The sequence below is a fragment of the Acidobacteriota bacterium genome, assembly GCA_034211275.1.
GTDB lineage: Bacteria > Acidobacteriota > Thermoanaerobaculia > Multivoradales > JAHZIX01 > JAGQSE01.
The window spans coordinates 56,124-69,275 of the sequence record JAXHTF010000004.1 but is presented as its reverse complement, the minus strand read 5'-3'; the positions used below and the strand labels follow the sequence as shown (position 1 = coordinate 69,275).

The window sequence follows — 13,152 nt, the reverse complement described above, 5'->3', positions numbered from 1 at the left end:
CTCCGGCCTCGACGCCGCCGAGGAGCCGGAGCCGCATACCCCGGAGTTTGACAGGTCTAGATCCCCACCCCGGCGCCTGCCCCAAAAGGTAGCTGCTCTCATCGTAGACTACGGTTGAGAGATGGGCTCGAACCGAGCCTTGGATCTGGTTTCTCCCCTACTCTCTCCGTCCTCGCTCGGTAGCGAGCCCTTCTCCCCTTCGAGTCGCCCCCGGCGACTGCGGTGGTGAGAAAGGAGCATGCCATGCGAGCGGATATCGCGGACCGTCCCCCCCACACCCCTACCTCCCAGGCCAGCGATCAAGAAAGTCCCCAGCCCCGGGGCCGGCACATCCGATGGTTCCGGGAATTGAGCCTCGCCGACGTGCCCCTGGTGGGAGGCAAGAACGCCTCCTTGGGGGAAATGGTGCGCGAGCTCGGTGCCCGCGGCGTGCGGGTGCCCGACGGCTTCGCCACCGTCTCTGACGCCTTTCGTCACTTTCTGGCGGCGGGGGGCCTCGATCAACGCATCCGACAGCTCCTCGACGGCCTGGACGTCCGTGACCTGGACGACCTCCGGCGCCGCGGCCGGCAGCTTCGCCACGCCGTCCTCGCCACTCCCCTGCCGGACGACCTGGAGCGGGAGCTCCTGGAGGCCTACGACGCCCTCAGCGCTGGCGTCGAAGGCGGCGTCGACGTGGCGGTGCGCTCTTCCGCCACCGCCGAGGACCTGCCCGAGGCCAGCTTCGCCGGCCAGCAGGAGACCTACCTCAACGTCCGCGGTCACGGCCCCCTCCTCGACACCTGCCGGCGCTGCTTCGCCTCCCTGTTCACCGACCGGGCCATCTCCTACCGCGCCCACCACGGCTTCGACCAGCTGGAGGTGGCGCTGTCGGTGGGAGTCCAGCGCATGGTGCGTTCGGACCTCGCCTCCTCGGGGGTGATGTTCTCCATCGACACCGAGACCGGCTTCCGGGACGCGGTGCTGATCAACAGCGCCTACGGCCTGGGGGAGAACGTGGTCCAGGGGGCGGTGAATCCCGACGAGTTCTACATCTTCAAACCCACCCTGCGGGAAGGCAAGCGGCCCATCCTCCGCCGCCATCTGGGAACCAAAGAGTTCAAGTTGGTCTATGACGAGGGCGGCAGCCGCATGACCAAGAACGTCCCGGTGGCCCCCGGGGACCGCGCCCGCTTCTCCATCGCCGACGACGAGTTGCTGACCCTGGCCCGCTGGGCGATGATCATCGAGGACCACTACAGCGCCCAGCACGGCCGCCCCACCCCCATGGACATGGAGTGGGCCAAGGACGGCCTCACCGGCGAGCTCTTCATCGTCCAGGCGCGGCCGGAGACGGTGCAATCCCAGAAGCAGACGCAAGTGCTGGAACGCTACCAGCTGCAGAGCCGGGGCAAGGTCCTGACCCGCGGCCGCGCCGTCGGCGAGCTCATCGGCAGCGGCCCGGTGCGGGTCATCGCCAACCCCTCCCAGCTCGACGAATTCCAGCGGGGAGAGGTGTTGGTCACCGACAAGACCGACCCCGATTGGGAGCCGGTGATGAAGCGCGCCGCCGCCATCGTCACCAACCGCGGCGGCCGCACCTGCCATGCCGCCATCGTCAGCCGGGAGCTGGGAGTGCCGGCCATCGTCGGCACCGAGGACGGCACCGAAGCCCTGACCACCGGCCAGATGGTGACCATCTCCTGCGCCGAAGGGGATACGGGTTACGTCTACGAGGGAGAGCTGGACTTCACCGTCGAGCGCACCGACCTCACCGGCCTGGAGCGCCCCCGCACCGAGATCCTGATGAACGTGGCCGACCCCACCGAGGCCTTCCGCCTCTCCTTCCTGCCCTGCGACGGCGTCGGTCTGGCGCGGGAGGAATTCATCATCTCCAACTCCATCCAGGTCCACCCCCAGGCGCTGCTCGACTTCGACCGGCTGGAGGACGACGCCGTGCGCCGGCAGATCCGCGAGGCCATGGCGGGCTACGACGATCCCTCCAGCTTCTTCGTCGACCGGCTGGCGGAGGGGGTGGGGACCATCGCCGCCGCCTTCTACCCGCGGCCGGTGATCGTGCGGCTGTCGGACTTCAAGACCAACGAATACGCCCACCTCATCGGCGGCGCGCCCTACGAGCCCGCCGAGGAGAACCCCATGCTCGGCTACCGCGGCGCCTCCCGCTACTACGACGAGCGCTACCGCGAAGCCTTCGGCCTCGAATGCCAGGCCCTGCGCAAGGTGCGCGAAGACTTCGGGCTGACCAACGTCAAGATCATGGTCCCCTTCTGCCGTACCCCCGAGGAGGGCCGGCGGGTGCAGGCGGAGATGGCCCGCCACGGGCTGCAGCGGGGAGAGAACGGCCTGGAGCTCTACATCATGTGCGAGATCCCCTCCAACGTGGTGTTGGCGGAGGAATTCGCCCAGGACTTCGACGGCTTCTCCATCGGCTCCAACGACCTCACCCAGCTGACCCTGGGGGTGGACCGGGACTCGGAGCTCATCGCCCACCTCTTCGACGAGCGCAACGAGGCGGTGATGCGCATGGTGGCCCAGGCCATCCGCGCCGCCAAGGCCGCCGGCCGCAAGATCGGCATCTGCGGCCAGGCCCCCAGCGATTATCCGGACTTCGCCCGCTTCCTGATCCGCGAGGGCATCGACAGCATTTCCCTCAACCCCGACGCGGTGCTCAAGACCACGTTGGAGATCCTCGACGCGGAGAAGCAGCTGGACGCTCCCGCTGAATGACGCATCCAAGGCCCATGCTAGGCTGCCCAAAAGGCGGTGCGCCATGGATCAAGACCCTCAGCTTCGGACGCTCATCGACCAGCTGCGGGACGGTGAATCCACCGAGGAGAACTTCCAGCAGCTGGTCCAGCGCTTCCGTCCTCGGCTCCAGCGCTTCTTCCTGCGCCAGGGGCTGAAGCCGGAAGAGAGCCAGGACCTCACACAGGAGACCTTTCTCCGGATCTACTCCAATATCAGCGCGTTTCGTCGTGAGGCGCGCTTCCAGAGTTGGTTGTTCAGCATCGCCACCAACGTCTTCCGCCAGTACCTGCGGCGGCGATCCGCGGCGAAGCGGAGTGGCCAGGAGATGCCCCTGGACGAGATGGAGACACCGGCGTCGCCCCGGGAACCGCCGGCGGCGGGCTTGCCCATCGGCCTCACCGGCCAGCGCCGGGACCCCGAATCCGCCCTCCTCGACGGCGAACGCACCCGCAGCCTGCTGGCGGCGGTCCAAGCGCTCCCGCAGCGGATGCGTCAATGCCTGATCCTCCGCTCGTTCCAGGAGCTCAGCTACGAGGAGATCGCGGTGACCCTGCGGCTGTCGCCGGAGACCGTCCGCTCTCACCTCTTTCAGGCTCGCCGCCGTCTGCGCGACGAGCTGAGCCGGGAATCTACCGACGCGGGCGCAACCAGTGCGGGAGGCGACCATGGATGAATCGAAGCGGCCCTTGGAATCCGAGCTCCGCCAGGCCTTGGAACGGCAAGCCCGGGACGCGTCCACCGAGCACCCGGAGCCGGAGGCGCTGGCGGCCTATCATCACGGCGAGCTGGACGAGATCCAGGAAGCTTCGATGCAGGAGCACCTGCTGTGGTGCCGCCACTGCACGGGGCTGCTGCTGGGCCTCCAGGAACTGGCCAGCGGCGAAAATTTGGAGGAATCGCAGAGCTCCGACCGGAGTGTTCCTGCCGCTCCCCCCATGGCCGCAGGCTCCACCCCCACCGCCCGGCATCCCCAACAACCGGCTCTGGGCAAGCTGCTCCCCACCCTCCTCGCCGCCTCACTACTGATCGCCGCCGGCCTGCTCTTCCAGCTCTTCCGGCTCCAGGGCAAGATCGACCATCTTTCCGAACCGCGGGTGAACGTCGCCGTCCAGGATCTCTACCTGGAGGATTCCCTCCGTGCCCCCATCGACGGGACCGGGAACACCCCGGAGGATCCGGCGCCGGAGCTTCCAGCGGACGCAGAATGGATCACCCTGATCCTCAACGCCCCGGCCCCTGGCATCTCGGAGAGCACCTTCTATGACGACCACCAGCTGGTCATCGAGGACGACGAAGGGAAGGAGATTTGGCAGCGCCGGGGACTGACCCCCAGCCCTTACAACACCTTCTCGGTAGTGCTCCACCGCAGCTTCCTCCCCCCCGGAAGCTACCGCCTGCGGGTGCTCGGGCTGGAGCAGGATCGGTGGGTGGAGATCGGCGACTTTCCTCTGCGGGTAGCGGAGCCCTGAGGCGGGCCTCGGGGCTGATCCCGAAACAGCGGTGGGACCGGCGAGAGTCCCCGCCTACAAGAGCTAGTGATAAACTAAAGGTTTACGCCCAGCTCACCCTGCTACGAGAGGAGCTTCCGTGGCGGCTGCCGCTTCCCAACGCAGGCCGATCCTCATCGGCCGCTTTTGCCTATGGCTGGGATGCGTGCTCCTCCACGCCTGTGCTCCCGCCGGCGACCCGGCCCCCGAGGCGAGCTCGGCGCCATCCCTGCCGCCGCTGCCCCGAGAAATCGAGGGGAGCTTCGCCCGAGAACAGCCCCACCGCTACCGCCTGGACCTCGAGGTCGGCCACTTCGTGCGCATCGCCGTCCAGCAGCTGGGCACCGACGTGGTGCTCCGCCTCCACGCTCCCGGCGGCGAGACGGTGGCGGATGTGGACGACCTGGACGGTGGTTGGGGGCCGGAGGAATTGGTCTGGCTAGCCTCCGAAGCGGGAAGCTACGAGCTGCGGCTGAGCCCCTGGCAGCCACCCTCGGTTCCGCAGCCGGCCTCGGAATCCGGGGAGGCGACACCGCCAATCACCGGAGAAGCCGTCACCGGAGAAGCCGCCCTCGGCCCGCCGGGTCACTATCGGCTCAGCCTCGACGGGCCACGGGCTCCGGAGCTCGAGGACCAGCTGCGCTTGCGGGCCGCCGCCGCTCTCCACCGGGGGGACGAGCTGGCAGAGGATCTCTCCACCCGCGGGGCTCGCCCTCCTCTCGCCGCCTACGCCGAGGCCGCGGAGCTCTACGGCAGCCTCGCCGACTCGCTGCGCCAATCCGTCGCCCACCTGCGCCTGGGCCGCCTCCTGGCCCGCCGCGGCGCCATGACCACGGCCCTGCGTCACTACCAACACTCCCTCGCCCTACTCCAGACCGCTGTCACCGAAGATCAGCCAAGATCCAGCCAGGCCAACCCTAGCCAACAAGCCAACCCCAGCCAACGAGCCAGTCCCAGCCAACAAGCCAGCCCCAGCCAACGAGCCAGCCTGCTCTCCTCCATGGGCCGGGCCTACCGTCTCACCGGCCAGCCGGAGCAAGCGCTGGACGCCAACCTTCAGGCCCTGGAGCTCTATCGAGAGATCGGCGACCTCCGGGGCCAGGCTCTGGCCCTCAACAACCTCGCGGTGGTCTACGACAACGGCGGCGATCTGGAACGAGCCCTGGAGCACTACGAGGCGGCGCTGGAGCTCTGGCGCCGGGTCGCCGACCCCGGGGAAGAAGCCAACACCCTGCACAACCTGGGCACCCTCTACGCCCTGGCGGGCCGTGACGCGGAAGCCGCGGACTTCCTCCACCGCGCCCTCGGCCTTCGCCGCAGCCTGGGGGATCGCCGAGGGGAGGCCGTCACCCTCACCGCCATCGGCTGGGGTCATCACCTCCAAGGAGACCACCGGCGGGCCGCTCAGGAGCTGCGGAAGGCCCTCGGGCTACGGCGGACCGTCGGAGACCGCCGCGGCGAGGCCACCACCCTCGACCGCCTGGGCACGGTGCTCGCCGCCCAGGGTGAGCTCTCCCAAGCTCTCGAAACCTACGGTGCCGCCCGAGATCTGCTGGAGGAATCGGGGGACACCTTCGGCCTCGCCAACACCCTGGCCAACCTCGGCCACCTACACCGGCAGCGGGGGCGCGCCGACCTCGCCGTCGAAAGCTTCCGCCGAGCGCTGCCGCTGCTCCGCGAGGTCGGGGATCGCCACGCCGAGGCCAGCGCCCGGGTGGGCTACGCCCGAGCCCGGCGGGACCTGGGGGAGCTCGAAGGCGCCATGGGCAGCGTCGAGGCGGCCCTGGCGCTGCTCGAATCCCATCACCACACCACCCGGCGACCAACCCTGCGCTCGGCCTTCCTCGATGTCCGCTACCCCGCCTACGAGCTGGCGGTGGACCTTTCGATGGAGCTCCACTCTCGACGCCCGAACCAGGGGTGGATGCTGAAGGCGCTGGAGACCAGCGAGCGGGCTCGGGCGCAGAATCTACTGACCTCGCTGCGGGCAGCAGCAGACACCCAGGAGGCAGTGCAGTCCCCGGATCCATCTCCAGACCTGCGCCGCCGGCGTCAGGAGCTCGGGGCCGATATCGCTGAGCTCCAGCGAGCTCCCTCGTCGCCCAAACTGACGGCGGAGGATCGGGACCGAGCCTTGCGGGAGCTGCTGCGGGAGCTCGATAAGCTGCGCGGAGAGTTCCAGCACCACCAGCCCCGCCAAGCCGCCGGCTCCGCCCGCGATGCGCTGGAAGGGCCAGCACTCGACTGGAAAGCGCTGCAACGGCAGCTGCGGGAGGAAGAGACGATGCTGCTCTACTTCGCTCTCGGGGAAGAGCGGAGCTTCTTGTGGTGGTCCACCGGTGAAGATCTCCACGCCGTCGAGCTACCGCCCCGCCGGCGCATCGAGGACGCCGCCCGCCGCCTCCACCGGCTCCTCGCCGCCAGCCATCAACGCACCGCCCGAGGCCAGGCCCGCATCGCGGCCCGGGAGCTCTCCGACCTGCTGCTGGGACCCCTCGCCTCCGAGGTGCGCTCCCGACGGCTGCTCATCGTCCCCGACGGTGCCCTGCACTATGTGCCCTTCGCCGCCCTGCCCTGGCCCCAGGGTCCTTCCGACGAGCCATTGATCACCCGCTTCGAGGTGGTTCGGGCACCGTCCCTGGCGGTGCTCTCCGCGCTCCGTTCCCAGACTGCCCAGCGTTCCCAGGCTGGCAACAGCGCCCCGGCACCGAAGCTGCTCGCGGTGGTAGGGGATCCGGTCCTCGGTCCGGACGATCCCCGCTGGGAGGGATCCGAAGCGGTAGAACCGGCTGCCGGCGCGCCCCTACCCCACCTCGAACACGCCGCCCGGGAGGCGGAGGAGATTCTCCAGCGGGTAGCTCCCGAGCAGCGGCTGGCTCTCCTCGGCCTCGACGCCACGCGGCAACAGGTCACCAGCGGCCGGCTGGCGGAATATCGCATCCTCCACTTCGCCACTCACGCCCTCCTCGACTCCCGCCGTCCCCAGCTCTCGGCGCTGCTGCTCTCTCCCAGCGGCACTGACGACGGAGGTACCGGCGACGGCCGGTTGCGCGCCCACGAGCTCTACGGTCTCTCCCTCTCCGCCGACCTGGTGGTGCTCAGCGCCTGCCGCACGGCCCTGGGGCAGGAGCTGCGGGGGGAAGGCCTGGTGGGGCTCACCGACGGATTCCTCTACGCCGGCGCCACGGGGGTGGTGGTGAGCCTGTGGCCGGTGAGCGACCGCGCCACGGCCGCGCTCATGGGGCATTTTTACACCGGCCTGCTGGACCAAGGCCTCCCCGCCGGCGAGGCGCTCCGCCATGCCCAGCTCTCCCTCCAACAAGAAGCGGCCTGGCGCGCCCCCGCCTTCTGGGCCGGCTTCGTGCTGGTCGGGGTCGGCTCCCCAGCAACGACCTTGTCGGAGAAATCCCAACCCATTCCTCACACCCTGGAGGAGGCGTCGGATCTGTACTGAAGAAGGCGCGGACCCGCCGCGCTCCCAACACCGGAGATCCAAATCACCCAAAACCGAACCAACCAAGGAGACCCCACCATGCCTCAGAACTTCCCCCCCGCCAACGACCGCTCCCTCTCCAACGACTCTGCCGACAGCCTGCGCCCGGAGGATTCTGCGGCGACCTCCTCCCTGAACCGCAGTGCCGGTGGCTCCGGCGACAGCAAGGACGAGGGCAAGGACGGCCGCGACGTTCCCAAGGCGGAATGAGCGCGCCGCCCCCCGGTCACGCTCTGGTCATCGGCATCGACCGCTATCCGGGCTTTCCGCCAGAGAACCAGCTCGACGGCTGCGTCCACGACGCCCGCCTCATGGCTCGGCTCCTCCGGCAACGCTTCGCCTTCCCCAACCCGCGCCTGCTGCTCGACGCAGCAGCGACTCGGGCGGGAATCCTCGAAGCCCTGGAGGAGCTTCTGGAAGCCACCGGCGAAGGCCACCGGGTGGTGCTGCACTTCAGCGGTCACGGATCCCAGATGCGGGATCGGGAGGGCGACGAACCCGACGGCTACGATGAGACCCTCGTCCCCTACGACAGCGGGCGAGGGTCTCATCCCAACCGTGACATCAGCGACGACGAGATCCACCACTGGCTGCTAAGCCTGACCCGGCGCACCGACGCCGTGACCCTGATCTTCGACTGCTGCCATTCCGCAACCCTCAGCCGGGATCCGCTGGGCTTCGCCGTGCGGCGGGTAGACGCAGACCACCGGCCGGTCGCCGAGCTGCCGCCGTCACCGGTGACCGCCAGCCCCAAGGCAAGGCTCGCCGGCGTCCGATCGGCCCGACCTTGCCGCAGAGGCAGTTGGGCCTCGCTGGCGGAGCTGGGAGATCGCTACACCCTCCTCTCCGCGTGCCGTGACGACGAGTCGGCCTACGAGCACCGCGACGGCAGCGAGCCCCACGGCGCCCTCACCTTCTTCCTCGGCTGCGAGCTGCAGACAGCCCCCGCCGGCTCTTCCTATCGGCAGATCTTCCAGCGCCTCGCCCCCCGCATCACCGCCCGCTACCCACTCCAACACCCCCAGCTGGAGGGCGCCCGGGATCGCCAGCTCTTCGGAGTCAACGACCTCCCCGGGCTTCCGCCCATTCAGGACCAGCAACTCCAAGCCCGCTTCTTCACCACCCTCGCTGTGGACAATCGAGACCGAAACAGCGCCCTCGCCGGCCGGGTGGAGCTGCGACTGCACCGCCGGCGGCAGGACGGCTCCTGGGAGCCCCTGGCGCTCGATGCCGGCGACGGCCCCTGCCTGCCGGAGGGCACGCGGCTGGGCATCGAGGTGCACAACCATGCGGACCAGACGATCTATCCGGCGCTCCTGGACTTTGGCCTCACCGGCCGCATCAGCGTACTGTACCCCGTGCCGGGATCCCAAGAACCGCTGCCGCCGGGGGGCGTCCTGCGCCTCGGCATGCGCCCGCAGGGAGCCGCCCTCCACCTCCAGCTCCCGCCGAGCACCCAACCTGCCGAGAGCGGGAAACCACGCCACGGTACCGAGCGGATCAAGCTCTTCGCCACCACCCAGCCGGCGGATTTCTCCTGCCTGCGCCAGCCCCCGTGGCGTTCGGCCCCGCCGTCCACCGGCTCCCCCGCCGACGCCGGCAGCTCCCTCAATTCCTCCTTCAACACCTCCTTCACTACTGGCCTCCAGCACCTGCTCCACCTCGCCGGCGACTGGGCCACCGTCACCCACTGCTTCGAGGTCCGAGAGGCTCCCGCATCGACCGAGAGCCCTCTCGCCGGCACCAAGTGCTGACCCCGAGCTGCCAAATCCTCGACAGGACCAACCATGAAGAACTCCAGCCATCCAGCCCGTCTCGTGGGCGTCGCGCTGCTCCTCCTTCTCTCAACTCTGCCACTCCCGGGAGCCTGGGCGGAGCCACCAGCGAGCTCTCCAGGCTCGACCTCGACGTCCCCGTTCCCTCATTGGGCAGCCTCGGGGCAGTGGCGGCCGATCCTCTTCGAGCCCAGCCCTGACTTCACAGCCCTCACTCCCCGACAGCAACGCGATCAGCTCTTGGATTGGACCCTGCTGGCGCTATTGAGCGACAGTGATCTCGACGCCGCAGCCCTCACCGAGATGCTCTACGATCTGCCGCCCCGGCGCTCCGGCTACCTGCGGGAGATCGCTCACTTTGAATACGGCGTCACCCGCTCCCGCTATCTAGGAGATGACCGGCTGCTGGTCCTGATCCCCGCCGGCACTTCCCCGGAGGAGCGCCGAGACCAACTGGCGGCCATCGCCGACGAGGAGCGCAAGAACCTGGGGGAGATCCCCACCACGCTGTGGGTCTTCGAGTACCGCTGGCATCAGCAGCGTGCCTCGCGGCTCCAGGTGCGCCTTGTCCAGACTCTCGCCGGCGAGGAGCTCTTCACCACCGACTCCGGCTACACGGAGCTCACAGTCGACAGCCTCGAGTCCTTGGAGGGCCTGCTCGAATCCATCGACGACGTGACCTATGCCCGCCTCGGCGAGGGCGACCGGATCCTCGTGGGCGGCCGGCGCGTTCTCGGCTCCTCCTACCGCGGCCTGGGCGTCGAGGAGGTGGCCACCCTGTGGCAGGCTGAGAAGAAGCTCCAACCGGCCCTCACCGAGCTCGAAGCCTTCCAAGAAAAATGGGCGGAGACCCGCTACACCGGGGAGGACGAAAAGCTCCGCCTGGAGGTGCGCCGCGACCTGGAATGGTCTGTTCTCCAACGCCGCCTGGCAGCGCTCCAGGGAAGCTCCCACGACGGGCTGGTCCAGGGCATCGGCTTCTCGCTGGATTGGTCACCCAAATATCCGGAGCTGCTCGAGCTCTTCCGCGAGAATATGGCGCCCCGGCTGGGCAGGGCGGCGAAGCTCCGAGCCTCCTCGGCGGCCCGGCAAAGCCTCGACCACGAGTCCTCCTTCGCTCTCGACCCAGGGCCCATCGAGCTCACCGCGGACGTTCTCCAACGCATCGACACCGAGCTCTCCCGGGAAGAGCACGAAACCTATCTCGCCCTCGCCTACCACTTTACCCAGGAGCCCCGGTGGCAGCGGACCGGCCTCTTCATGCAGCAGGCCTTCAGCCAAAACCAGTTCCAGCTCGCCCGCTACGACGGAGACCTGCAGGGCACGGAAGTGGGCATGGTGCTCTTCTACACCGACCTCCTGGCCAAGCTCTATGCTCTCGACTTCGCCTGCCAGACACCCCGAGCAGAGATTCCGGGCTTCATCCCCCTGACCTACGTCCGGCAGTCGCCGGTCTTTGACGAAGAGCTGCGCCGTCACAGCTCCACTCGCCTGTGGTTCGGTCCCCTGGACGAGGGATTCCAGCCCCTGGAAGACAACGCCCTGGCCTTCGGTCGCCGCGGCACCCGGGTCTACGCCGCCTCCTCCAACAACTTGCGCCCCGGTGAAGAGAGCGACCCCAACGCCCGGTCCGCCGCTTTCCTCGGCTGGTGGAACGACCACTACGACGAGGTGGCCCGCCACGAGCCCGAATACCAACGGCTGGACCAGATCATGAAGTGGAGCACCCTTCTCTCTTGGCTGCGATCCCGGGAGGCTTCCGGCAGCCTCGATTTCCTGGCCCGCCATCCCGTGCAGCGAGACCTGTGGTTCCCCCGGTGGGTACAGGAGCAACCCGAGCTGCGCTTCCAGCAGTGGCAGGAGATCGGCTTCGAGGAGCGCGGCTACCGGGGCCAGCGCACCGAAGCCCTGCCGCTGCTCTCCTCAGAGCGCTTTGCTGATTGCGGCGACGCCAAAACCGGCGAGCCCGTGACTGGCGAACCCGTGAGCGTCGTCACCGGCGGCGTCTCCCTGGCCAAAGCCAGACTCTTCACCACCCGCCGCGCCCTGCGCGCCGCGGACCTCGAAGCCACTCCCTTCCTGCGCGGCGCCATCGACCTCGAGACGCTGGAACGCACCAGCGACGGGCTGCACCTGCGCACCCTCGCCGGTGCCGAGCACACCTTCGCAAAGATGACCTCCACCACCGGCACCGTGCGCTCCAAACCACGAGCTGGCGCTCGCCTGCGTAGCGAAGCCGGGGAGCTGGCCCACGGCTCCTTCGAACGGCGGCTGCAGCGGGGCGACGGTTGGCTGGCAGTGGACGTCGGCGCCGAGGGGCTTCCCCTGGGGCGCTTCGAAGCGGGCCGCACCGCCAACGGATTCCAGGTCGGCTGGGCAGCCCGCGAGCTGGACGCCGGCCAGAGCCTGGCTCGCCGCCTGAGCCGCGCCGAAGATCTATCCCGCGCCCTGCGGAGAGACGCCGCCGTCGATTCGGCGGTGGAGCTCGAAAAAGGCGGCTTCGCCGTCCGGCTGAAGGGCACCGATGGCTGGCTTCGCCTGGTGCCCGAGACAACCCCAAGCCTCGACATCGCCTCCGGCTTTCAGGCCCGGGTGGCAGCTCCCGAAGGTGCCCAGCACACCTTGCAGCTAGCGTCCATCGAGCGGGCTCAGCTCCCTGAGCTCCTCGAGCAGGGCGAGCTTCTCCGCGCCGGCAAGGCCCTGGGACCGGACGGCGAGCTGCTCGACACGGCGCCCCCTCGTGGCCCCCCGACGGCGGTGGCGGAGCTCCCGCAGAGAGACTTCTCGACCACCCCGCAACAGCTGGAAGGGCAGCTGGAGAGCATCGACCGAGCTCTCGCCGAGGGCCGATCGGAGCACGCCCTGGAGGCCATCGACCGGCTCCTCTCCGTAGCGGGCGACCGCCCCTCCTTGAGACTGCGCCGCGGCCTCGCCCTCCTCGACCAACACCGCCTCCGCGAGGCCGCCGAGTCCGTCTCCTCCCGAGCCTGGCGCCACGACCCGGGAGTAGACAGCTTCTTCGACGAGATCAACCGCCGCATCGAGGATCCGCAGCTCAGCCCCCGGCAGCGTGACAGCGCCCGGCGCCTCGCCGAGTACGCTCACTTCAACCTCCGCCGCGCTCTCGGCACCGAGGTCTCTGAGGAGGCAGTGCTCGACGCCGCCGGGAACACCCTCCGACTCCGGATCAACATCCCTCGGGATCTCAGGGCCCAGAAACTCGATGCCGCCGAGCTCCAGGCCCTGGCGAAAGATTCCTCGCGGCAGAAGCCGGGGCTCTTCTACTTCCAAGACTCCCCCTACCTCCAAGACTCTCCCGGTCTCGCCAACCTCGACTGGGCCAGCTCCCCCGTACGAGCGCTTCACGAGATCTCTTCCGGCAGTGCCCTCGCCGACGTCTACCGCCTTCCCGCCAGCGACATCGGCCGCTACAACCCGGCTGAGATCTACGCCCCCGCCGTCTCCCCTGCTCCGCTGCGGCGAGTCGAGAGCGACGAGCCATCCGATTCTCTATGGAGCCTGGATAGCCAACTTCGCCCACCGATTCCGTCCTCAACTCCCGGCGAATGCCCCGATGCCGCCCCGGGCTGCGAGGAGAAGGACGCCCCGGCGGTGTACCTGGTCATCCCCCGGCCGGCGGCCTAGCAGG

Annotated in this window: 7 protein-coding genes; all 7 read left to right on the top strand. The window is 69.0% G+C overall.

Annotated elements, in window-relative coordinates; translation table 11 throughout:
- The first annotated feature begins 243 nt into the window (after positions 1 to 243).
- The 7 genes from ppsA (at position 244) to SX243_01745 (ending at position 13,148) form a co-directional block, all read left to right on the top strand.
- Positions 244 to 2,727 (top strand): phosphoenolpyruvate synthase, encoded by a 2,484-nt coding sequence (gene ppsA, locus SX243_01775; protein ID MDY7091680.1) that lies wholly within the window; start codon positions 244 to 246, stop codon positions 2,725 to 2,727.
- A gap of 43 nt (positions 2,728 to 2,770) precedes the next feature.
- Positions 2,771 to 3,421, top strand: a complete 651-nt coding sequence (locus SX243_01770; GenBank protein ID MDY7091679.1) for a sigma-70 family RNA polymerase sigma factor — start codon at positions 2,771 to 2,773, stop codon at positions 3,419 to 3,421.
- Entirely contained in the window at positions 3,414 to 4,217 is an 804-nt protein-coding gene (locus SX243_01765; protein ID MDY7091678.1) for a zf-HC2 domain-containing protein, read from the top strand. The genes SX243_01770 and SX243_01765 overlap by 8 nt, the downstream gene beginning before the upstream one ends.
- Positions 4,218 to 4,335: 118 nt before the next feature.
- On the top strand, positions 4,336 to 7,689 hold the full coding sequence (locus tag SX243_01760; GenBank protein ID MDY7091677.1) for a CHAT domain-containing tetratricopeptide repeat protein: 3,354 nt from the start codon (positions 4,336 to 4,338) through the stop codon (positions 7,687 to 7,689).
- A 78-nt stretch (positions 7,690 to 7,767) separates the two neighbouring features.
- Positions 7,768 to 7,938, top strand: a complete 171-nt coding sequence (locus SX243_01755) for a hypothetical protein (protein ID MDY7091676.1) — start codon at positions 7,768 to 7,770, stop codon at positions 7,936 to 7,938.
- Positions 7,935 to 9,482 (top strand): caspase family protein, encoded by a 1,548-nt coding sequence (locus SX243_01750; GenBank protein ID MDY7091675.1) that lies wholly within the window; start codon positions 7,935 to 7,937, stop codon positions 9,480 to 9,482. Before SX243_01755 ends, SX243_01750 begins: the two co-directional genes overlap by 4 nt.
- A 261-nt stretch (positions 9,483 to 9,743) precedes the next feature.
- Positions 9,744 to 13,148 (top strand): hypothetical protein, encoded by a 3,405-nt coding sequence (locus tag SX243_01745; protein MDY7091674.1) that lies wholly within the window; start codon positions 9,744 to 9,746, stop codon positions 13,146 to 13,148.
- Positions 13,149 to 13,152 lie beyond the last annotated feature (4 nt).